Origin of the sequence: Terriglobus sp. 2YAB30_2 (assembly GCF_052114765.1) — a bacterium.
Taxonomy (GTDB): Bacteria; Acidobacteriota; Terriglobia; order Terriglobales; family Acidobacteriaceae; genus Terriglobus.
Map to the genome: position 1 here is coordinate 120567 of NZ_JBFRFJ010000009.1, position 22958 is coordinate 143524.

Consider the following 22958-nt stretch of genomic DNA (forward strand, 5'->3'; position numbering starts at 1 on the left):
TTCATTGCGGAAAACGCCCATAGATACGGAATTCCTACTCTACACCCACAGGAAAAACGCTCGAGTGCCTCATCAGAACGTAAGAGCTATCCCTAGATTGAACTGCCGCATTCCCGGAGCCTGCGCATTCGCCAGGCCGAAGGAAGCGTTCTGTGCGAATGTTCCATCGGATCGAATCGTAGAGAACGCTCCGTGGATAGCCGGACTGTTATTCAGAAGGTAGTAGTTGGTGTGATTCATGATGTTGATCACATCTGTCCAGAGCTCAAGCTTCACACGCGATTCAGAGAGGTCGAACCGCTTCCTAAGCGTGGCATTGGAGATAATGCTGCGGGGATTCCGCGCATCTCCCATGGTGCGGGGAATGTTTCCTAGCGCCGGATTATCTAACGATCCCGGCATAGAGAACGCGTTCGGATTCAGGACGCCTCCGCCAATCGTGGTTCCGAGAGGATCCCGTTTCCAATCCGGCTTGATGAGTGGTACCCCAGGAACACGGTTAGGGCGCAGTGAGACATCGGTGAGAGCGTTGCCATAATCGCATGGCGTGGCATTGTTGGAAGCGCCCGGAACAAAAGGCCGAGAGGTGGAGCAGAAAAACCCGGCGCTTCTGCCATTGACGCCGGCAACGATCGACAAAGGGTATCCGGACTGCATCGAAGTGGTGGTTGAGAGATTCCATCCACCAATCGCCGCATCCAGCCAGCGGGAAGAGTTGCTAAAGAATGTCTTCCCTTTCCCGAAAGGGAGATTCCAAACTTCACCGATAGAGAGATGCACCGGCACATCGAAAGCCGAGAGCGAGTAATCTCCCGTGGTGGTGTAGCCCCGCGGATAGAGGTATCCGTAAGCATCAATCTGTGTATCCCCCGGGCCGCCCTGGCCGCTGGAGGCATCGTCCAGTGATTTCGACCAGGAGAAGCTGGCAAAGAGACTGAGACCGAATTTCATCTGCTGGCGACCGGAAAGATAGAGTGCGTTATAGTTCGATCCGGCATTTCGGTCGTATGCCGTGTAAATCGAGTTCTGAAAGAACTGAGGGTAAGGCTTCATTCGTTGTAACGCAGTCGAGGTGTTGCCGTACTGGTCTTTGCCGGCGGTAATGAGATTCGTCCGGCTTTTGATTGCAGCTGTAATTGCGTTAATGCTCGGGACATTCACAGGAACGGGAGTCGAGTAGAGATGCGTCCCCTTTTGCCCGACGTAGTCCGCCTCTACTAGAGTTCCCTTCCCCAGTTGAAACTGCAACGATGCCGACCAGAGCTGTACATAAGGAACGGCACTGGACTGATTCACAGCTGGCAGATAGCTTGTCCCATTCCACGACTCAAGCAACGTATTACTCACGACAGGAGCCGCCGGCGGAGCGCCATTGGCAATGGGATTGGTGATGAGATTGACCCAGCCCGAACCAACACCGCCTACTCCGTTGGTCCCAGTCGTGGCAGCACCGCTCGTGAGGTTAGGAACGATATTGTTGCCAAGTCCTGTAAGCGGCGTATGCATCATGGCATAGGAGGCGCGCATCGTCATAAAGTGCGCCGGTTGATAGGCCAGGCCGAGACGCGGTTCGAAGCCTTTGTAATTGATCGGCCACAGAGTCGTGGGCAAGCCGTTGGTTCCGGAGAAGGCAAAACCGCCCATAGTGGCCACGCCATTCAATGTTCCAGTTCCATTGGAAATAAAACTTCCCTGGTAATTGAACTTCTCCATGCGCGGTGTTTCGAGGTTGTAGCGCAGCCCGACATTGATCGTAAGCCTGGGCAGAATACGCCAGTCATCCTGAACATAAGCAGCGCCATACTTCCAGCGGTAGTAATAGGCATGCGGCGTATTCACCGTAAATGTATTGAAGAGCCCCAGCATGTATCCCGCTACGCAGGACGAACCGGTAAACCCGGCTCCGTTCGTCAGCCCTGTATTGCAGGTAAAGCTGCCACCATAAAGATTGGTTTCGTCGTACCGATTTAGCTGCAGCGCCCGATAGTCCACACCGAACTTGATGGAGTGACGCCCCATCAGCATCGAATAGTCGTCACCGAAGCCATAGGTCTCATTGAGAATCTTTCCGAATCCAACGCTCTGTCCCAGCGTCGTAAGACTATTGCTGAAGATGAAGCCCGCCAGCCCTGCGCCTCTGATGGAAGGCGGTAGTCCAAGCCCCGTGTTGAAATCCTTGGTGAGCGACGCCGGCGCTGGGGTAAGCGAATCGTCGGAGCGCAGATAGGTGGCGCGAAACTCATTCACCATCGTTGGCTTCACGGTACGTACGTAGTTCGCCGAGATATTCCATCCATTCACCGACTCAGAGGGCTGATTGAGGACCGGCGTCGAAGGTCCGTTATAGTCGTAGCGAATGCCCGAGACCGGCACATTGGTATAGCGGACAAAGATGCGGTCTTTCGCTGTGAGGTTCTCATCGATGCGAAGGGAGTAGCGGTCATCATTCGTCGTCACACCGCGCACGCCGTAACCATTCATACCGTCAGGGTCGTAATGCCCGTCCGGATAGAAGAAGCGGGCATATGAGGTCGGTTGATCCGGCGTTGGCTGCGATGCCAGCAAAAACTTCGTAATTGGGTTCGCAGCCGCCTGCTGTGAGATATCGTTATTCGCAGCCCGCTGGTACTGAGCCACAGGAAGACGATTGCCTACAGGAAAGCCCTGCGCGTTCCGTGCAAACTGATAGACCACGGCGCCGGTTCGCGGAGCGTTCACCGCTGCGGCATATCCCTGGTTGCGAAGAACTGTCTGATCGAGCAGATCGAAGCTGTCGTTGAAGCGACCTGCAGTCTCATCCGGCGTCAGGAACCGCTTGCGGGTGTACGTGGCGCTCGTATTCCGTAGCGGCTCGTAGGCAAAGAAGAAGAAGGTTTTGTTCTTGTGGAATGGCAGCGGAACCGGTCCACCGACCGCAACGGTGAACAGATTCAGATGCTCATTCGGAGGCGCTCCGCCGGATCCACGATTCGGGATCATAAAGGCAGGGTCGCGATGACGCCAACGCAACGCGCCATGATACTTCGAGGTACCGGCCCGGGAGCCCTGGTTGATTACGCCTCCACCGGATCGCCCATACTGTGCCGGAAGACCGATGCTTTGCACAGAGACCGACTGGATCGCATCTCCCGAAAACGTCACACCTGTGCGTGGGAAGCCGGCAAGCGTGAGGTCAGAGCCATCGACAAGCTGAGGATTCATCCCCTGGCGGCTACCACCAATAGTGAGACCTGCTCCGGGAGCAATGGGACCGTTATAAGCGTTCGGGAGCTCCGAACCCACTCCGTCATTCGTCTGCGGATCGCCGGTTACGCCAGGAGCAAACAGAACAGCAGCGAGGACATTTCGCTCCGGAAAAGGAAGATCCGTCAGCACCTCTTTCTCGATCGTAGTTTGGAGGGCTGCCGAGGAGGTATTCAGGAGCTCGCCTTCGGCGGTGACGGTGACCACCTCCGTCGTCGTTCCCAGGTCCAGCTTTGCATCGACCTGGGTGATGCCTCCCACGCTCACATTGATCCCTGAGACGTTTTTTGTATTGAAACCCGGCGAGTGAATCTTCAGGAGGTAAGAACCGGGAGGTACAGCGGGCACCTCATACACACCCTCATTGCTGGTTTTCGTCTGGGTGGTGAAGTTGCCGCCTGACGAGGTAACCGTGATCTGAGCGCCCGGGATAACGTCGCCTTTAGGATCCGTGACTAGCCCCGTGATGGTTCCGCTGCTCGCCTGCGCCCAAGCCCATTTTCCTCCGAAGATGGCTACGAGACCCCAAAGAAGCAATAGCGCCGTTCTTACACAAGTCGCCCTTGAAATTCTGCGTGCTGGATCGATTTCCCTCATCTCTGCCCCTCCAAAGATTCGTTCCGTTATCCAGGCGTTCCTTATTTCAGCTCAGCTTTGCGGGACACCTTTAAAGCGACGGCAACAATAGCGAGGGATGTAGAGAGGTGTCCGGGGTAGAAGCTGATACTTTGCCGATGCTCGCCGATGTTTTCCCGATGCCGCATCTAGCCATTTTTCAGCCACTTATAGGAATCTCTAACAGGAAGGTGGAGAGACTAAGGGAGTAGACCCCGATCCATCAGCAGCTTCCTTTCGTCGGCCGAGAGAGTCCCACCAGCAAACTGGGTGAGCAAGAAGAACGGCACCTTCGGACGACCGAGGTCGTACATCAGTCCGAAATGGTTCTCCGGAGGCGCCTTCGCGGGTTCGTCGAGAAGCTCATAGATGTCGAGAGCTTCGATCTTCAGATCCGTCTGCTCCACAAAATACTTCAATGTGGTGTAGAGGCTTTTGAAACCGGTCTCCGTCTTTGGCTTCCCGGCTTCGTTCTCGTAATCGCTGTCGTAGATCTCGGCGCAGTTCAATTCATTCACGACAACGGCCTTCTTATAGGAGGCCAGCTTCTTGAAGAGGTCGAATCCACCCTCGTCCCGATGGCCGAAGAAATGGTGAGGATTAACCCGAAGGTGCGCATAGTAGTGGTATGAGATGATCTCAAACTTCACCCCCCTTGACGCCATGAAGTCCAGAAAGCCGAACATGGTGGATGTCGTATTGAGCGCGCGGCGAAGATGGAGGCCGTATTCGGTATTCACTTTTTCGATGGCATCGGACATACCGCGCAGTACTGCTGCCCAGTCGTTCATGACGGGCGTATCGAACTCGGCAGCCGTCTGCCCCTTGCCGAAGAGGCGTTTCCCGTCAGCATCCTTGATCTGGAGATTGACCTCATTCCCCAGCTCCCAGTCAGGCAGATCGTTTCTGAACTCGGAGACGAACTTGTAGGTCCGGTTATAGGCCGATGTGTAGAGAGCCGCGGCATCCCCTTTCGGATACTTGCCGTGGTCAGTACGATCCCCCTCTTGGAAGGGAGTGAAGAGGATCGGCTTGAGACTGATGTGGTACTCCTTCGCAAGCTGAATCATCTCGCGATAGGTCTGCACCTGGAAGCCATCCGTCCCATCGGCAAGGTAGGCATTGATGCGATATTGGGTGATGCCCCTGGCTTGAAGCAAAGCGAAGATAGGCCTTACATCCGCCTTCCTGGACGTGGGGCCATCGACGCCCCACGCCATGACCTGTGCAACTGCGTTCGTGCCTGGAGCCGATAACAGAGTAAGAAGGAGGGCGAGTCCGGCCGCACGGGTTATTTTCTTCGCTTTCATTCCATACACCGCTCACCCCCTTCAGGATTAGTTGTCAATTCGAGATGAAACCCCGATTGATGAGCTCCTGCCGTTCGGCAGATGTAAGCGTTCCACCCGCGAAGTAGGTGAGGATGTACAACGAAATCTTCGGAGTATTGAGGTCATAGAGCAGGCCGAACCGGTTCTCGGGAGGAGCTTTGGCCGGTTCGTCAAGAAGCTCATAGATGCCGACGCTTTCGATGTTTGCGCTGGTCTGCGTATTCATGTAATTCAGGATGACATCCAGGCTTTTGAAGCAGTTCTCCGTTACCGGCTGCCCCGCCTGGTTTTCAAAGTCAGAATGATAGATTTCGGCGCAATTCACCTCGTTGAAGACCACCGGCCGGTTGTAGGTGGCGAGCTGCTGGAACAGATCGAAGTTCGGCCGCACCCCTCCCCAGTAATTATGAGGATTCGTTCCGTACGTTTCGTAGTAGTGATACGAGATCACATCGAAGGCAACACCCTTCGAGGCCATAAAGTCCAGAAAACCGAACATGGTCGATGTCGTATTCAGGGTTCGCCGAAGGCTCGTACCGTTTTCGAGATTAATCTGGCCGATCGCATCGGAGATGCCTTTCAGAACAGACGCCCATTGATTCATGAGAGGTGTATCGAATTCGGCGGCGGTCCATCCCTTGCCAAACAAACGGTTACCGCTCGAATCCGTAACCTTCAGGTTGATCTCGTTGCCCATCTCCCATTCCTGAATATCGTTCCGGAACTGACTCACAAAGCCGTACGTGCGGTTGTATCCCTGCGCGTAGAGGGCAGCGGCGTCCCCGGCTGGATACTTGCCGGCGTCGGTTGGGTCTCCATATTGAAAGGCAGTGAAAATGATCGGCTTAAGGGTGATGCCGTATTGACTGGCCGCCGTCACCATATCGTGCACCATCGGAGCCAGGGTGGATTCAGTGTCCGTGGTGATATTCACATTAAACCGGTAATCTTTGACCCCTCTCGCCTGCAGGAGTTGGAACACCGTATTGATACTGATGGACCTGCTGTTGGGGCCGTTGACTCCCCACGAAGGAACAGCAGCCATCGCGTGAACAGGCATGGTGATCTCGATCAAGCTGAAGCAGAGAAGTACGGTCATGATGCGTTTGAGGCCTGCCATAGGTACTCCTTTTGAAGGGTTAGCTTGCATTGCCCCTGAGGGGGATGTGAGGCTGAATAAGTTCTGCTATGACGTCGAGGACTGTTCCATCAAGCTCCTCGTAGCAGAAAAAAGCTAGCAATCCATCTCTCACGAACGCGTGACGGAGCGCCGATATTTCTCCGAGGTTTCTCTTCAGCAGGAAAACCTCAGGCAATTGCCGGCTGGCGGCAGAGTTTTGGTACACTTCCGCTGTCTCCGGCCCCAGGCTTCCCCCGTCCTATAACGTTGCCGGTACGGTAGACGCTGAAAACAGGGTCTCAATAGTGGATGGCGATTTCTTCATCAATGACTGGCTTGTCCAGCCGCAGATCAACACCATCGAGAAGGAAGGCCAGAGCTGGCACCTCGAACCTAAGGTGATGCAAGTCCTGGTGTATCTTGCCTTCAATCGCGATAAAGTCTGCTCGAAAGACAAGCTGATTGAAGCCGTCTGGCGCGACACTTTTGTCGGTGATGACGCGCTGATCCGTTGCATCTCCGAGATTCGTTACGTCTTCGGAGACGATGCCCGCTCCCCGCAGATTATCCAGACCATCCCCAAGGCGGGATATCGCCTGATCGCCTCCGTTAATATGGATATGAATCCGGCGCCCCTCATCCCTCCCCATCAGAACGGAGGTCGCTCGCCCCTCGCTGAAGCAGCTCTTCCTTTTCCCAACGGAAAAGGATCGATCGCTGTTCTCGAAGAAGTCTCTGCGCCTCCCTTCCCCGAAGCAGCGGATGAGGAGATGCTCCCTTCCCCCGCCTCCGAACGGGAGGGAAAAAATGCCTCCGTGGCTTCGATTCCGCGGCGTTTCTGGGCTGTTCTTGTAGCGACCATTGTTATGGGATTTGCCATCGGATTTTTCTTATCACGCCCTTTACGGGCATCGGCTGTGCAGCGTTTCTGGAGTTCTGTTCTCAACACGCCGGAGAGCGCCATCCTCTGCGTCGCAGATCAGAACAAATACACCTTTATTACGCTGAGAGATGCTGCTGATCCCAGCCGCCAGGTGGTTCTGAATGACACGCTCTCGACGGTCGTGATCGACGATCTCGATGCGATTGTGCGCGTCGCCTCAGCCGTTCAAGCCCAGGGGAAGAACTACATTCTAAAAGGCCATGAGGCCACAAATCTAAGTGAACTTCGGAGCGGACCGGGAATCTATGTCGGCGCATTCGACAATGCGTGGACACTCCGGCTGACGAAGCCCTTGCGATACCACTTTGCAAACGATGCTCAAATGACGCAGTTCCAGATCGTCGACAGCGCCACCCCATCCGCAAGACCATGGACCATCGATCGCACCCAACAGCTCGAGACGAATAACTACAAAGATTACGCCATCGCCGCGCGGTTCACTGACGGCATGACGGGAAGACCAGCCGTCATTGTCGCCGGAATCGGACGAGGCGGAACCATCGCTGCAGGCGAGTTTCTTACCAAATCAGAACACCTGGCGCCGCTGCTGGATGCGATGCGATCCGCCGGCAACAAGACGAACTTTGAAGTCGTGCTCAGCACCCAGATTATCGACGGTCATCCGGGGACACCGAAGGTCGAAGCCTCCTACTTCTGGTAATCGAGCAACGCCGAATCTCTATTTTCCGCTTCCCTTCACCGGCCAGGTCGTCATACCGCCTTTGCGGTACGCGAGATTGCCGATATGCCCGGCGTTGGCGGCCGCGATACCGGCCTCGACGGGTGCGTTCGGCTCCTGGCGACTCACGATGCAATCGAAGAAGTTACGCATATGCGTGACCGTGCCGTCCACAAAGCTGTCTTCCTTCAGCACGGGATTCTCATTCGACTTCACACTCTCTCGCCACAAGCTCATGCCGGAACGCTTGAGCTTCAGGGTGGCTTCCGTTCCTCGGAACTCGAGCCCGCCGTCATCGATCGACGAGCTCATCATGCCCTCATAGACAACATCGAAGCCGGGATAGCGAAAGGCTGCCTGGATGGTATCGGGGCAGTCCCACTGGGTGAAGACGTGCTTATCGCCAAGCATCGTCGCCATGGATGGCTCATTGGCCTTCATGGCCCAATGGACAACATCAATCCAGTGACTAAAGAGATCGGTCATCGCGCCGCCGCCAAAGTCCCAGAACCAGCGCCAGCGGCTGAACTTCTCCAGGTCAAATGGCTGATCCTTCGCTCCGCCGAGCCATTGTTTCCAATCGAGTTGGGCAATATCGACCGGTTTAGGAACCCAACTTACGTCGTAGTTCTGCCACCAGTAGGTTCGCACCTGAGTGACTCGGCCCAGAGCCCCTCCCTGAATCAGGCTGACGGCGTTGCGGAAATGCGACCAACTCCGCTGCTGGGTACCGCACTGCAAGATCTGCTTGCAGGAGCGAACAGCTTTCACCAGTACAGCGCCTTCTTCCAGCGTGTGTGTCACCGGCTTTTCAAGATACACATCCTTCCCGCCGGCGAGAGCAGCCTCTGCGATACGGACATGCCAGTGGTCAGGAGTCGCAATGATGACGGCGTCGATGGTCTTGTCATCGAGCAGGCTGTGAAAGTCATGATGCACGGTGGCGTCGGCAGCTCTTGACCTCTGCTTTACTTCTTCGCACCGGGGTGCATACACATCACAAACCGCCACTATCTCGAAGGGGACTCCGGTTCTTTCAGCCGCATCGAGCAGGCCGCGCATACGGCCACCGGCTCCAATCACCCCAAGCCGCAATGTTTTGTTCGCTCCCAGAACGCGAGTTGCGCTTAAAGCGGTCATTCCCCCGGCGATAAGAAAATTGCGACGGCTGATTCCAGTCTCCACGGATGCTCCTTTTCTCTTGCGCAACCGTTTTACCATCATCCCGGCGGCAGGGCATCTCCACATGACAAATTCCCCGGAAAGGCGTCCAATAAGACTGGAATAGAAAAATATGCCCATGAACGATTACCGTTTGAGCAATAGCTACCCCACCGTCATCGATGTCCCGCGCGAGAGTGCCTCCGCGCTGCTGGCCAAAGTGCTTGGCATTACAGCGCTTGGCTTCCTGATCACGGCCTTCGGCGTGGCCACGGCTCCGGCCGGCGGAAGCTTTATCGGCTTCATCGCCGTCTTTGGATTGATCTTCGCCATTAACTTTGCTCGCCGCGGGAATCCGGCGCTGGCGCTCGGCCTATTCCTTTGCCTGGCCTACTTTATGGGCTGGGAGATCGGCCCGCTGATCCATCGCTACATCCGCGCTTTCGGCTCGACGATCGTCTTCAATGCCGCCGGCACCACCGGTTGCGGCATGGCGGTGATGGGCTGCGTTGCGTATCTCTTCAATATCAACTATCGCCGCGTCGCCGGCATCGGCCTCGCCGCCCTGCTACTTCTGGTGATCGCCGGCATCGCGAGCATGTTCTTCCACTTCATGACGCCGGATACCTATAGCTGGTTGACCCTCGGTGTCTTCTCACTGCTCACGGTCGCAGACTTTGCACGCATCCGTGCCGGCGGCGACGGAGCTTCCGCGGTCTCACTTGCGCTCTCCATCTACCTCGACGGCATCAACATCTTCATGGCGGTCCTGCAGTTGATGGGCGGCCGCCGCAGCCGTGACTAGAGCATTTTCCCTGTAGGTGAAGGGTAGGGCTTCTGTATCTATGGGGCGTTTTCCGCAATGAAAACGCCTCTGCACACCCCTTCCGAGATACCCAGCAACAGGGAAAATGCTCTAGTATTTGACGTTCAAGCAAACGAGGCCTCTCGCTAAGAGAGGCTTCTCTCTTTAAGGTGAGCATTCAGCTCATGCGCTTTGAGGGCTGGGCCGTAACGTGCTCTGAATACGCCCAGATCGCTCTAGCTGGACATTCAATTCAAAAGACTTATGCGCGTATCGTAAGACTGAACTGTTCTGAACGTTGCCAGGTCAACCTTCTCCGCCTCAGACTTTGCCCGTATGTATTCTCGAGGATGCTTCCAAGCGATCTCAAACGCTGTGCGGGCCAAGAAAACGATGACTGTCATTCAGAACGAAGCTCTTCTCCTTGTCCCTCCAGATAGCAGGTACCAGTATTGACGCGGCGAGAGTTCCACCAAGTCCTGCTCAGCGCAGCGACAACCTTCCTGGGCCCCCGAATCGGCAGCGCAAAGCAACCCGCTTTCAAAACCTTCGTCCATCCTGGAATTCTTCATACGGCCGCGGATTTTGAACGGATGCGGCACGGTGTCGGGAACGCTGTCGAGCCGCTGGTTCAGGGCTTTGAGAAGCTTCGGGAGCATCCGTCCTCCCAAGCCGGCTACAAACCGCATCCTTTTGGCGACGAGATCGGGCGGAATCCATCGGTCAACTTTACCGAGTTCGACTCCGATGCAAACGCCGCCTATCAATGCGCCCTGATGGCCGCGATCACCGGCGAGTCCCCCTACGCGGCATTGGCCGGCGAGATCGTGCGCGGGTGGTCCAATTCGCTGCAACGCGTCTCCGGGGCAGATGCCGTATTAATGGCCAGCCTCGGTCCGTTCAAATTTGTGAATGCCGCTGAGATTCTCCGCTGGCTGGGTGAGTTGGGCCCCTCTGACACGGCAGCGTGTACCGCGATGCTACGGCGAGCCATCGTTCCCGCCATCCTTGATTTTGCTCCGTTCGCGAACGGCAACTGGGATACCGCAGCCGTCAAGACTATGCTGGCGATCGCCGTCTTTTGCGATGATCCGGTCCTGTTTGAGCGAGCAACCTCCTATTACCTTCACGGCGATGGTGACGGCCGGCTCACCCACTATATCTATGAGAATGGCCAGTGCCAGGAGAGCGGTCGCGACCAGCAACACACGCAGCTGGGTTTGGCGCACATGGGCGATGCCTGCCAGATCGCCTGGAACCAGGGATGGGACCTCTATGGGGCGCACGACAACCTGCTCCTGCGAGGCTTCGAGTACACGGCCTCCTACAATCTTGGCGGACAAGTGGATTTTCGGCCTGACCTGGACCGCACCGGCAAATACAGACATAAGGTCATCTCAGAACCCAGTATGCTGCGCCCGATCTACGAACAGATCTTTGCGCACTACCATCTGGTTCGCGGGCTTCCCACACCAAATCTCGCCAAGGCAGTGGAACAGATAAGACCGGAGGGACCAAGCCAGGGAGCGGACCATACGGGGTTTGGCACCCTGCTCTATACGCGCCCCGCACGAGACTCAGATTCACCGCCTCCGGACGTCATTCCAATCTCGCTTCATGCCCAACACACCACTCACGGTATTCAGCTCGACTGGCTCACGCCTCGGACAAAGAGGTCCTTCACTCTCCAACGAGCCGGAATGCGCTGGCCTGTTCCCTCCGGTACAACGCACTACACCGACGCGCACGTCAACGAGGGGCAACTATATACCTACCGCTTCTCCGCGCCCGCGAGTGATTCCTTTTCGCCGCTTCCTGTGACGATCACAGCAGGGCTTCCTCCCGGATGGAGAAACCAGCCTCTTGGCTCCTCATCAGGTACGGCGGATACTCAGTTCGACGGCAAGGTCTTCACCCTGATCACCGCAGGCAAAGGTCTGCTGCAACCCGAAGATGAAGGCCTGTTTGTGGCTGCACCAGCTTCCGCGACGCAGCTCTCGGTCCGTTTCATTCCCCAGGTTGCCTCTCAAGCCGCCGCGGTCGGACTCACTTACCGCACTGGGTTTGAGCAAAACGCACCCTGCGCCGTTTTGCTTCTAGGGCCGACGCAGGGTGATTTGGAAAGGCATGGCTGGGTATTGCGATTCTCCATGCGGGACTTCTCCGGGGAGATCACATCCATCTCGCAGATGGAATTGCCCGCGCCTGTCGTCCAATACGGACGGCTGATGAAACCCGTCTGGCTTCGTATGACGCGTAGAGATTCCTCCGTAATTGCCGCTTATTCGCTCGATGGCCACACATGGGCACAGGCCGGCGAAAGCCGGATGGTGCTTCGCGGCCGGTTGGGATTGATCGGAGCTTCGGGCGTCACCGAAGTCTCCACCGCTCTACGATTTGAACTCGTCGAAGATTCGTCGAACGAATCATTGCAATCTGCTTCCCCTGTAAGGACCACGTGAAGATGCTCATGGAAAAACCAGGAACTCTCGCTCTCATCTTCGTTATCGCGCTATCGAGTCTCGCAGGTCCTTTTGCGAAAGGACAATTGACTGAAAATGAAAAGAAGGCTGTCGTAGGCGACTCTCCGGCCGATCCTGGTCAAGTTGCCTCTGATCTCTCACCTGCCTTGCGGCGTTCGGAGATTCAAAAAGCCATGAGGATGGTCGCGGACTGGCAGAACGCGCGCATCGCTGACTCGCCCAGCCAGGACTGGACCTTCGCCACCTTGTATATGGGGATGCTTGCTGCGTCGAAGACCCTGCATGAACCGCGATATGAGAACACGGTTCTGAAGGTTGCAGAACACTATCAGTGGACTCTCGGACCACGCCAGACTCATGCGGATGATCAGGCAATTGGCCAGGCCTATCTGCAGCTCTATCGAGAGAGGTCTGATCCTGCCCGGATCGCACCGCTGCGCTCTCAGTTCGATCGCATCATGCAGACCCCCGACGATCCGGCCAAGCCCGTCTGGTGGTGGTGCGATGCTTTATTCATGGCCCCGCCGGTCTGGGCGGGCCTTTCCACGACGACTCACGATAGTAAGTACGTCGAGTATATGGACCGCGAGTGGCACGTCACCGCCGATCTGCTGTGGGATCCTCACGAGAAACTCTTCTCCCGCGATGCCAGCTATCTCGCAAAACACGAAGCCAATGGGCGAAAGGTCTTCTGGTCGCGTGGCAACGGATGGGTGATGGGCGGACTGGTTGAAGTACTGCAAGCTCTCCCTGAACGAGATAGCAGGCGTGCGTTCTATATTCAGAAGCTCAAGGAGTGTCAGAAGCAGTCGCTGCCATTCAAGGCGATGATGGGCTATGGCGCGCCGGACTGCTCGATGCCGGCGCCTATCCGCGTCCGGAGATCTCGGGATCCGCATTCTTTGTCTATGCCATGACGTGGGGCGTGAGGAACGGCATTCTCGACCGGAAACGCTATGAACCGGTTATTAGGCGAGCATGGGCAGGCGTCCTTAAACATATCTACGCTGACGGCCGGCTCGGTGATATTCAACCTGTCGGCGAAGCTCCCGGAGCATATGGCCCTGGAGCCAGCTATGTGTTTGGAGTCGGCGCCTTTCTGCTGGCCGGAACGGAACTGGACCACTGGGTCGCTGATCGGGCGCCAAGCAGCAAAGCCAGTGGACGCAGATAAAAGAGACCTCTTATGGAGCCGCCTTAAAGGTAAGGCCGCTGAAATGCCCTTCTGTCCCCGGACCGATCCAAAGAGCGATGCCGCCGGAGGAGTCACCTAACTTGAGATCATTCACAATCAGACAAGGCTGACTTGCGCCGTTCACATAGAGTCGAGCCTTCGTTCCGTCGATCGTGATGCGGTAGTGAATCCATACCCCCGGTTCAATATCCACGTAGCTCTCGTACTTCTCGGGAGCCTGTTTGCGAGATTCCGCAAAACTGAAATCCGGGTATTCGCTGTACTGCGTCGAATGGTTACGACGCACCTGGTCATCCGCACGACCGTTGGTGGGGCGTAGATAGATGTACTCGAATCGATCGTTTTGGAGATGGAACGCGATTCCGATAAAACCGCGCGCGCCCTCGGGAACTCCGGCGGCTGGTGCACCGGCAAGGTCCACCTCGATCGAACCATTGTGCAAGGCGGCGTCTTTTACAACGGCGTACGCCTCACCATTGGCGACCTGGCCGTCCTCTGTGACCTTGATCGCGTGCTTGCCACGATATTCCACGGCCGCCAGTTTCACCCTGTGAGGAACCAACTGACCGATCGCTTGGGAGGATGCAAAGGGTGTGCATGCAAACGGTACGGCGACGGAAGCCCACAAAACAGCTTTAGAGACGGTCATCATCTGTGTTTTTTTCATAGGTCTCCCCCCTCTCTGCCTTTCGACTCTAACTGATCCTTACGAAGGAGCTTCCGGAATTGTTCCACATGAGTACTCCCTCGCTTGGAAGCACGTCCAATACTTCAAAAATCCAGCACGCGGAAATAAAACCAGAGGGACAAGACCACCACGTCTCGATCATTTCGGAACCCAGAAAGGCTCTTCCGACCGAACAAGCTGAATTGGGACCTCAGGCGTAAACGACTTGATCCACTGGGCCATCTCAAGCATTCCCTGTTCTTCTGAGATGTTGTGCCCGAGCATAATCCATCCCTTTGGAATACCCAGAGTGGTCGCGTCAAGCACATATGCCGGGCTGTCCAGAAAGCCATCGCTCTCCTGCTGTTCTCCACTTACAACCACATCCACATCAGCACTGTTGATGGTGGGTGTTGCATAGCCCACACCGAGCTGCACACGGCTCACCTTCGCCTTCGGGTCACCCACGACTCTCAACGCTCGATCCCCGAGCTTCTTTTGAAATCCGGCTGCCAGTTCGCCGAGCGTTGTCTCCGGTAAAGTGAAATGGTGCGATTGAGGCGCCGTTTCATATTTGCTCTCCAGACCGAGAGCACGTGCGGCCCCAACGTAGATAAAGTCAGGCTTCTGCGCATGCATGTGATCGTGCATGCGAAAGACAACGATATCGTGTTCCCGCATAAACTCTGTCTTCAGTTTGTAGGTGGAGTCCCCCTCCACAAGATCAGTCTTATCCGGATCATTCCAATACGTATCTTCGTGCGGGATGATCATGTTGCATCCCTGCTCTGCAGCACGGCGGATCATGTCGTAGGAACAGAACATCGTCGCTGCGATTCCTTTGACGATGGTGTCTGGCCCTCCGAACTTGAAGGTGTCGCGATACGTGGCTGTTCGCCATGGAAAGCCGAGATTGGTCTTGATACGGGCAACGACATCACCCGCGGTCAATGTGCTCATAGCGTCGGTCTCCAGTAGGGATCTCCGGCGGAGATCCATGTTGATGAAATCTCAGGAACAATCGTCTTCAGCCACTGCGCGCAGGACTGCATGCCAGGACCTTCGGAGACGATGCGGCCGACAAGAATCAGCGATTTCTTTCCGCCGAGCGCTACCGCGTCGCGCACATATTCGACGGTTTCCCACTCGCGGACTTCGCCGGCAATGATGGTGTCTACTTCAGGGAGTATCTGGACTGCGGCCTGGAGAGGCGTCGATCCGGAAAGAAAAGCGACCTTTCGAATGCGCAAGCTCTGATTCCCTACAATGCGCATGCCTCCACGAGACTTAAGCGATCTCTTCACGTGGGAGGCGAGGGCATCGAGCGATGTCTCCGGGATGGTCAGATGAGCCGGATCTCCTGCGCCGATGAACTTCGACCATCCAAGCTCACTTGCGAGCCCCTGCGCAAATGGATCGGGTCTGCGTAGACGCCAATGATCGCTAAGTCGCAACACAACCAGATTGTGCTTTTTCGCGAACTCCGCCTTGGCCGTGAACACAGGATCGGCAGGTGGCGGAGCATTGGGGGCCTCGTTCTGAGGTATTCCCGGAATGCGGCGAACCGGAGGAGTCGGAGAATCCGCCTTTGCAAAAAAAGTGGGTTCACAGGTGACGATCATGTTCGCTCCTGCTTTGACTGCGGCGTTGAGCACATTCAACGATGCAAGCGCTGTGGTGGCGATTCCCGTAACGACCGTTGTAGCATCGCCTGTCTTGATGGTGTCGACCGTATCCGGCTTCCATTCGACGCCGACATTCTTCCGTATACGCTCGAAGATTTCCTGCGCAGTGACGCTACCGCTGATCGTACGCGCCACGGATGTCAGCGGTGCAGAAGCAACGCTGCTTGCTGTCAGGGCGACAAACTTTCGTCTTGAAATAAGGTGCATAGAGTTTCGTCTCTTGGTAAAACTCCGATTGTGGCTCTTTGAGAGGCGAACAACATCATAGCCTTACCCATGCCTCAAGCGGCGGACGATCTGCGATAAGGCATATTTGTCACGAAAGCTTTTCTAAATGCTTGCAAGAAGTTCACGGCTCTGGTGTATTTAAGCCAGTTCAAAAACCAGCGTGTCCCCCTTTCGGTCTTCTCCCCCCGACGTTTTAGTTCCACCCGATTGACACGCAAAATCACAACTGAATAGCGAACAAACAATACTTCCAATACCTTCGGAGGCAGTACTGATGAGACCTTCCAAGTTCTGGCTGGTGGTAGTGTACGTATGCTTGCTCTCGACCCGGGCCTGGTCGCAGGGAGCGACAACGCAATTGCGAGGGACGGTACTCGACCCGTCCGGAGCAACCGTGAAAGGTGCGGCCGTGCACCTGGTCAACCAGGCGAACTCACTCGCTTTTGATACGGTGACCAGTGACGCCGGCGAATATACCTTTCTCCAAATTCCGCCAGGGGACTATCAGGTCACGTTCTCGGCTCCAGGCTTTGGCCGGCGAGCTATAACGACGAAGCTCCTGGTAGCTCAACCTGCTACCGTCAATGCGACACTCACCGTCAGCTCGGATTCGGTAACGATTGAAATCGCCAGCAGCAGTCAGGTGATCAATACTATCGATGCAACGATCGGCAACTCGATTGCCGCTGAGACTATCACGGCGCTCCCCAGCGAAGGCCGTCACGTGGAAGCGCTGATGAGCTTGCAGCCGGGAGTGAGCTATATCTCCGACCAGTCGAACTCTACGGAGAGTCGCAATGGCACGGTCTCGGGCGCGCGCTCAGACCAGACGAATCTCACGCTGGACGGTGTCGATAATAACGATCAGATCCTTCCGGCAGCATTCTCCGGGGCTCTACGCACGCCAATCGACTCGGTCGCCGAGTTCCGCGTCGTCACCTCGAACGCAAACGCGGACACTGGCCGCAGCTCTGGCGGACAGGCTAATGTTGTCACCAAGTCCGGCGGTAACTCACTGCACGGCACGTTGTATGAGTACAACCGCAACAGTTTCGGACAGGCCAATGAGTGGCTGGTGAAGCAAGCACAGTTGGGCTCGGGTGAGCCCAACCGGCCAGGCAAGCTGATCCGCAACACCTACGGAGCGTCACTTGGCGGCCCAGTGAAGAAGGACAAGGTCTTCTACTTCGGCAACTACGAGGGGCAGCGCACCAACGAAGGTGTCCCCGTGATACGGACCGTTCCCAGCATGAGCCTACGCGCCGGTCAGTTGAAGTACGAGGATATAAACGGAGGGGTAACGACTCTTTCGGCCAGCCAGATCGCGGGCATGGATAGTTGCACGTCCACCTGCCCCTGGGGAGCAGGCCCAAACCCGAATGTCCTGTCGACCTTCACGCGCTACCCTGCACCCAACTCAAACACATCGAGCGATGCCTACAACCTGGGAACCCTGACGTTCTCTTCCCCGCAGCCTATTATCCTCAACACCTATGTCGCGCGTATCGACTTCAATCTGAACGATCACAATCAGATCTTTGCACGCGGGACCATGATGAATGACCGGAACTCAAGCCTGCAGTACTACCCGGGCAAGCCGGTCGGTAATTCAACCAACAACTCCAAGGGATTGGCGGTTGGCTACACCTGGACGCCGTTACCCTCCGTTGTCAACAACGTTCGCTTTGGTTTTACCCGGCAGAGCTATGCGACCATCGGTATCGGTCAGGGTGCATATGCCTCACTTCGTAATATCGATCTTCCTGAGTCGAACTCCCGCAGCACAAAGACGAACGTGCCGGTCTTCAACGTCATTGATGATTACAGCTATGCGAAGGGCCGCAACACGATTCAGGTTGGAGCAAACTGGCGGCATTTCAACTACAACAATCTGACCGATGCCAACTCGTGGGACGACTCCCTGGCGAATGCATCCTATCTGACGGGCTCCAGCATTTCGAACACCGGCGGCCCGCTCGATCCCGGCGCGTATGGATATTCTCCGGTAAGTGACGATTTCTCCACCAACTACGACTACGCGGCAACGGCGCTGATGGGCCTGATGTCGCAGACCACCAATCGTTATAACTACAAGGTCTCAGCAGATGGAAAGATAGGAACAGCGCTCGGACAGGGCGCCCCGGTAGCACGCGACTACCGCACGAACGAGTTCGAGTGGTACATCCAGGACACGTTCAAGCCCATCCCCAACCTCACCATCACCGCCGGCCTCCGCCACACCATTTTGCAGACTCCCTATGAAGCGAACGGCCAGCAGGTACAACCGACGATCGATTTGCATCAATGGTTCGTCAACCGCGGCACCGGCGCGCTTACAGGCCAGAGCATCCAACCGGACTTCGGCTTTGCTGCATCCGGAAAAGCGCATAACGGCAAGCCCTTCTACCCGATGAGCTGGAAGAACTTCGCTCCCCGCTTCTCACTCTCATACTCGCCTGCGACAGAAGAAGGCACCTGGATCCATAAGCTGCTGGGCGGCGCAGGCAAGAGCGCGATTCGTGCCGGCTTCGGCATGTACTATGACCACTTTGGCCAGGGCATCGTATCGAACTTCAGCCGCTATGGTTCGTTCAGCTTGAGCACGGCGCTCACCAATCCGGCAAGCCAGTTTGGCGTCTCCGACTCTCCGCGTTACACCGGCCTCCACAGCATCCCCGCAGGGGTTAACCCGGTTCCGGCGTCGACCTTCAGCTATCCGCAAGGACTCGCTCCAGGCAGCTTCGCCATCACCTATGGCCTGGACGATCACCTCAAAGCACCCTACTCGGAGGTGGTGGACTTTTCTCTGCAACGTGAATTGAACGGAGGATTCACGGTGGAAGCAGCGTATGTCGGCCGCTTCGGCCGGCACATGCTACAGCAGATGGACCTGGCTCAGCCTCTGAATCTTGTCGATCCCAAGTCGGGCATGGACTATTACACCGCCGCCACGCAGTTGGCGATGTACTCCGACCAGGGACGAGTTTCCGTACCTGCCATCGCCTACTGGGAAAATATGTTTCCGGATGCGAAAGGAGTCGGCACCTATGGCGACGGTGTTCCAGGCGCCAGTGCGACACAGAATATCTACAACGACTTCTTCACGGACGACGGTGGAACCAACAGCGCGTCGAATCTTTATTTCGGTCCGCTGCAGTCCCGGGGCAATGAAACCAACATGCTCTACTTCTTTGACCTGGGCTGCTATCCAGGATGCGGAAATTCGGCTACACCTCGCTTCTGGCCGACTCAGTATTCGTCGCTGTATGCGTGGTCATCGATCGGTTCCGCCTCATACAACGCTGCGCAATTTACGCTGCGCCATCCCATGTCCCATGGTATTGCCGTGGACTTCAGTTACACGATCTCGCGCTCGATTGACATGGGCTCCGACACGGAGAGTAACGCATCTTCGGGTCTGTTCAACTACGGCGTGATCTACGATGCCTTCAATCCAAGCAAGAATCGCTCTGTTGCTGACTTCGATGCAACCCACATCATGAATGCTGACTGGGTGCTCGCGTTGCCCTACGGACGAGGACGCAAATTTGGCAATCAGATCTCCCACCCCCTGGATCTTGCATTCGGCGGATGGCAGCTCACGGGAATCACCCGTTACTCCAGCGGTCTTCCCTTCACCATCTACGATGGCAAGGGTTGGACCACGAACTGGGAGTGGGAGTCGGGGATGGTTCAGACCGGTCCGATCAAGATGCGGAAGCACATCGATAAAAACGGAAACATGCAGGCCTTCGATGACCCGCTAAGCGCTCTCAGCAATATGCGGCTTCCCTATCCGGGCGAGGCCGGCGAGCGAAACAAGTTCCGAGGCGACGGCTTCTGGGGCATGGATGCAGGTCTACACAAGACCTTTTCCATCAAGGAGTCGGCGCGCTTTGAGCTGGCCTGGGAGACTTTCAATGTCACGAATTCGGCCCGCTTTGACCCACACAGCATCTCTACCGAATCGACGGATGGCTCTCAGACAGGAGTCTACGGAGCAACCTATTCAGCGCAGCAGGCACGCCGCATGCAGTTCTCCGGTCGATTCTCCTTCTAGCAACCACCACTACAGGAAAGGCCCGGCTTCTTCGCCGGGCCTTCTTGTTGCGGAACAGATCGAAGTCAGGATCGGATAAAGCGGACCAGTCCTCCCGTTGCAGCGTGCGCGTATCGTTGGAGTGCAGCATTTCCAACTGTATAGAATTCAATCCACCTAAGAGGACGGCATTGAACTTACCGCTCGCAGCCCTCGGCACCTCTGATTCCGCCTTGAACCGCGCGACCTCGCGAACGGTGAAACGGCTGGCGCCCTTCCTCATGCTGATGTATGTTGTGTCATTTCTCGACCGCTCGAATATTGGTTTTGTGAAGCAGGTTCTGGAGAGGTCGGAAGGCATCTCCGAGGGTGTCTATGCTTTGGGCGCAGGTCTGTTTTTTGTCGGCTATTCGTTATGCGGATTTCCCAGCAACCTGATCCTTCACAAGGTAGGCGCGAAAAAATGGCTTGCCATCCTTATGGTGGGTTGGGGAGCCGTATCGATGGCTACCATGTTCGTGACGGGACCCGCATCGTTTTACTTTTTACGGTTCCTGCTGGGCGTGCTAGAGGCAGGTTTCTTCCCAGGCGCGATCCTCTATCTGACCTATTGGTTTCCTAATAGTATTCGTGGCCGGATCCTTGGATTGTTCTACCTGGGTGTTCCACTTGCGCTCATCTTTGGAGGACCGCTCTCGGGTTTGCTGCTTGAGATGCCTCCATTCCTCGGACTTCAAAGCTGGCAGTGGATGTTTCTCGTGGAAGGCTTCATGGCAGTCGTTCTCGGTCTGTTTGCTTTCTGGTATCTGGATGACAGGCCGTCCAATGCCTCCTGGCTGCCGGCCGAAGAAAGGCACGCGTTGGAGAATACGTTGACGCTTGAAGAAGAGGAACGGAGTTCTGCCGGGCCAACGAAGCTCCTGCCCATGTTTCGCGATCTTCGAGTCATGCACTTCCTATTGATCTATGCCCTCATCCAAACCAGTACGTATGGCGCAGTCTTTTATCTCCCAGCCGAAATATCGGCACTTATGCATAGACCCGTGGGGATCGAGGTCGGCCTGGTGTCGGCGATCCCGTGGATCTTCACGCTGGCTGCCGTCTATCTCCTGCCGCACCTCGCCGACAAGTTCCACAGGCATCGGCAACTCGCATCGCTGACCTTACTGATCTCGGGCTGCGCAAGTTTCGCATTTCCTGCCTGCGGGGCGGGCATGGGCCTGGTAATGCTTTCGCTTGCGGTGGGCGGCTTTATTGCCGTACAACCGCTTTTCTGGACGTTTCCAACGGGATACCTGGCTGACCGTGCAGCGGCGGGCGGAATCGCTGTAATAGGAATGGGCAATCTGGGGGGATTCCTTGCACCCAACCTCAAGGTCTGGGCTGATCAACACTTCGGATCGCAACACGCAGGCTTGTACCTTCTGGCAGCGCTTACGGTTCTAAACGCGGGTTTGATTGCCCTTGTAAGAGGTCGTCCTGCCCAAAGCACGACTTGAAACCCCGCTTGATGACAGAATATTTTCGCGGGACGGTGAGGATCTCGAGCCCGCTGCAGGAGCACTGGAATGTTTGAACTCAAAGGACAGACAGCCATCGTCACGGGAGCAGCCACGGGTATTGGCGAAGCCATTGCGACGCGTCTCGGCGCGGCCGGTGCGACCGTAGTCGTTGCGGATCTGAATCTCGAAGGGGCGACGAGCGTTGCCACACGCATCGATAACGGAGCCTTCGCCCTCAAGGTTGACGTCAGCGACAAATCCTCGATTGAGGCATGTGCCGCCGAGGTGCTTAAGCGCACAGGGCAAATCGACATCCTCGTAAATAATGCGGGCATCGCCGGCCCAGCAGGTCCCATCTGGGAACAGACCCCGGAGACCTGGGACAAAGTCGTCGCCGTCAACCTGAGCAGCATCTTCTACTTCTGCCGCGCCGTGTTGCCACATATGCGCGAGCGCAGGTATGGCCGCATTGTGAACATCGCTTCGATCGCCGGCAAGGAAGGCAACCCTGGAATGGTTCCCTACTCGGCGACGAAGGCGGGTGTGATCGGGCTCACGAAGGCCGTTGGCAAAGAGGTAGCAACCGAGGGCATTTGCGTTAATGCCATCAGCCCCGCGGTCGTACGAACGAAGGTTCTGGAGCAGCTCACGCCTCAACAAGTGAGTTATATGACAGATAAGATTCCGATGAAACGTACCGGCACGCCAGAGGAGATTGCTGCCGTGGCACACTTCCTCGCCAGTCCGGATTGTTCTTTCGTGACGGCACAGTGCTACGACGTAAGCGGTGGACGCGCCACCTACTAGGGTGTCATCGACCTGAAAACAGAGAGGCAAAGATATTGAAGCAGGCAGCACACAAGCTTGAGATTTCGACGCGTGGCCAGGGGCTATACGAATTTACGTCAACTATCAACGAATGGGTGGGGCGCCAGAAGATGCAAACCGGCCTTCTAACGGTGTTTTGCCGGCACACGTCAGCTTCGCTTCTGATTCAGGAGAATGCCGATCCAACTGTGCGCCGGGACATCAAAGCCTATTTCGACCGTCTCGCGCCGGAGGATGGACCGTACGATCACAACTACGAAGGGCCCGACGACATGCCCGCTCATCTGAAAACAGCACTTACTCAAGTGCAGCTTTCGATCCCCGTAATGAATGACAGGCTCGTATTAGGCACCTGGCAAGGTATCTACCTTTTCGAACACCGGATACATCCTCACCGACGGGAGATAGTGCTGCACCTGATCGGAGATTAGACG

Annotated in this window: 14 protein-coding genes and 1 pseudogene; 8 read left to right on the forward strand and 7 right to left on the reverse strand. The window is 56.2% G+C overall.

The window, feature by feature from the left end; translation table 11 throughout:
* Positions 1-72: 72 nt before the first annotated feature.
* The 3 genes from AB4Y89_RS15025 to AB4Y89_RS15035 form a co-directional block, all read right to left on the reverse strand.
* Positions 73-3780 carry a carboxypeptidase regulatory-like domain-containing protein gene (locus AB4Y89_RS15025; RefSeq protein WP_442301749.1) on the reverse strand — a complete coding sequence of 1236 codons (3708 nt, stop codon included), beginning with the start codon at positions 3778-3780 and terminating at the stop codon, positions 73-75.
* A 278-nt stretch (positions 3781-4058) separates the two neighbouring features.
* Positions 4059-5168: a glycosyl hydrolase 53 family protein gene (locus AB4Y89_RS15030; protein WP_442301750.1), complete on the reverse strand. Its 1110-nt coding sequence runs from the start codon at positions 5166-5168 to the stop codon at positions 4059-4061.
* Between the two features lie 34 nt (positions 5169-5202).
* Positions 5203-6309, reverse strand: coding sequence for a hypothetical protein (locus tag AB4Y89_RS15035; protein ID WP_442301751.1), 1107 nt, complete (start codon positions 6307-6309; stop codon positions 5203-5205).
* Between the two features lie 305 nt (positions 6310-6614).
* Between AB4Y89_RS15035 and AB4Y89_RS15040 the strand changes: the two genes are divergently transcribed.
* Positions 6615-7913 (forward strand): winged helix-turn-helix domain-containing protein, encoded by a 1299-nt coding sequence (locus AB4Y89_RS15040; protein WP_442301752.1) that lies wholly within the window; start codon positions 6615-6617, stop codon positions 7911-7913.
* Between the two features lie 18 nt (positions 7914-7931).
* Here the strand turns inward: AB4Y89_RS15040 and AB4Y89_RS15045 are convergent, their stop codons facing one another.
* Complete coding sequence (locus AB4Y89_RS15045; RefSeq protein WP_442301753.1) at positions 7932-9116, reverse strand: Gfo/Idh/MocA family protein; 1185 nt, start codon at positions 9114-9116, stop codon at positions 7932-7934.
* Positions 9117-9231: 115 nt separating this feature from the next.
* Between AB4Y89_RS15045 and AB4Y89_RS15050 the strand changes: the two genes are divergently transcribed.
* The 3 genes and pseudogenes from AB4Y89_RS15050 (at position 9232) to AB4Y89_RS15060 (ending at position 13554) form a co-directional block, all read left to right on the forward strand.
* Positions 9232-9897 carry a Bax inhibitor-1/YccA family protein gene (locus AB4Y89_RS15050; protein WP_442301754.1) on the forward strand — a complete coding sequence of 222 codons (666 nt, stop codon included), beginning with the start codon at positions 9232-9234 and terminating at the stop codon, positions 9895-9897.
* A gap of 593 nt (positions 9898-10490) precedes the next feature.
* Positions 10491-12359, forward strand: coding sequence for an alginate lyase family protein (locus AB4Y89_RS15055; RefSeq protein ID WP_442301755.1), 1869 nt, complete (start codon positions 10491-10493; stop codon positions 12357-12359).
* Positions 12360-12559: 200 nt separating this feature from the next.
* Positions 12560-13554 (forward strand): annotated as a pseudogene (locus AB4Y89_RS15060) (glycoside hydrolase family 88/105 protein).
* Between the two features lie 10 nt (positions 13555-13564).
* Here AB4Y89_RS15060 and AB4Y89_RS15065 read toward each other — a convergent pair.
* The 3 genes from AB4Y89_RS15065 to AB4Y89_RS15075 all read right to left on the reverse strand — a co-directional run bounded on the left by AB4Y89_RS15065 (position 13565) and on the right by AB4Y89_RS15075 (position 16134).
* Positions 13565-14242, reverse strand: a complete 678-nt coding sequence (locus AB4Y89_RS15065) for a hypothetical protein (RefSeq protein WP_442301756.1) — start codon at positions 14240-14242, stop codon at positions 13565-13567.
* Positions 14243-14401: 159 nt separating this feature from the next.
* Positions 14402-15202: a Nif3-like dinuclear metal center hexameric protein gene (locus AB4Y89_RS15070; protein ID WP_442301757.1), complete on the reverse strand. Its 801-nt coding sequence runs from the start codon at positions 15200-15202 to the stop codon at positions 14402-14404.
* Positions 15199-16134, reverse strand: coding sequence for a Nif3-like dinuclear metal center hexameric protein (locus AB4Y89_RS15075; protein ID WP_442301758.1), 936 nt, complete (start codon positions 16132-16134; stop codon positions 15199-15201). The genes AB4Y89_RS15070 and AB4Y89_RS15075 overlap by 4 nt, the downstream gene beginning before the upstream one ends.
* A gap of 295 nt (positions 16135-16429) precedes the next feature.
* Between AB4Y89_RS15075 and AB4Y89_RS15080 the strand changes: the two genes are divergently transcribed.
* The 4 genes from AB4Y89_RS15080 to AB4Y89_RS15095 all read left to right on the forward strand — a co-directional run bounded on the left by AB4Y89_RS15080 (position 16430) and on the right by AB4Y89_RS15095 (position 22955).
* Positions 16430-20215, forward strand: a complete 3786-nt coding sequence (locus AB4Y89_RS15080; protein WP_442301759.1) for a carboxypeptidase regulatory-like domain-containing protein — start codon at positions 16430-16432, stop codon at positions 20213-20215.
* Between the two features lie 170 nt (positions 20216-20385).
* On the forward strand, positions 20386-21693 hold the full coding sequence (locus tag AB4Y89_RS15085) for an MFS transporter (RefSeq protein WP_442301760.1): 1308 nt from the start codon (positions 20386-20388) through the stop codon (positions 21691-21693).
* Between the two features lie 69 nt (positions 21694-21762).
* Positions 21763-22503, forward strand: a complete 741-nt coding sequence (locus AB4Y89_RS15090) for an SDR family NAD(P)-dependent oxidoreductase (protein ID WP_442301761.1) — start codon at positions 21763-21765, stop codon at positions 22501-22503.
* Between the two features lie 35 nt (positions 22504-22538).
* Positions 22539-22955, forward strand: a complete 417-nt coding sequence (locus AB4Y89_RS15095) for a secondary thiamine-phosphate synthase enzyme YjbQ (protein ID WP_442301762.1) — start codon at positions 22539-22541, stop codon at positions 22953-22955.
* The last annotated feature ends 3 nt before the right edge of the window (positions 22956-22958 follow it).

Excerpts from the sequence above, each read along its gene's own strand:
- AB4Y89_RS15030 (WP_442301750.1), bottom strand. The coding sequence starts at position 5,168 with ATGAAAGCGAAGAAAATAACCCGTGCGGCCGGACTCGCCCTCCTTCTT.
- AB4Y89_RS15035 (WP_442301751.1), bottom strand. The coding sequence starts at position 6,309 with ATGGCAGGCCTCAAACGCATCATGACCGTACTTCTCTGCTTCAGCTTG.
- AB4Y89_RS15050 (WP_442301754.1), top strand. The coding sequence starts at position 9,232 with ATGAACGATTACCGTTTGAGCAATAGCTACCCCACCGTCATCGATGTC.
- AB4Y89_RS15055 (WP_442301755.1), top strand. The coding sequence starts at position 10,491 with ATGCGGCACGGTGTCGGGAACGCTGTCGAGCCGCTGGTTCAGGGCTTT.
- AB4Y89_RS15065 (WP_442301756.1), bottom strand. The coding sequence starts at position 14,242 with ATGAAAAAAACACAGATGATGACCGTCTCTAAAGCTGTTTTGTGGGCT.
- AB4Y89_RS15070 (WP_442301757.1), bottom strand. The coding sequence starts at position 15,202 with ATGAGCACATTGACCGCGGGTGATGTCGTTGCCCGTATCAAGACCAAT.
- AB4Y89_RS15075 (WP_442301758.1), bottom strand. The coding sequence starts at position 16,134 with ATGCACCTTATTTCAAGACGAAAGTTTGTCGCCCTGACAGCAAGCAGC.
- AB4Y89_RS15080 (WP_442301759.1), top strand. The coding sequence starts at position 16,430 with ATGAGACCTTCCAAGTTCTGGCTGGTGGTAGTGTACGTATGCTTGCTC.
- AB4Y89_RS15090 (WP_442301761.1), top strand. The coding sequence starts at position 21,763 with ATGTTTGAACTCAAAGGACAGACAGCCATCGTCACGGGAGCAGCCACG.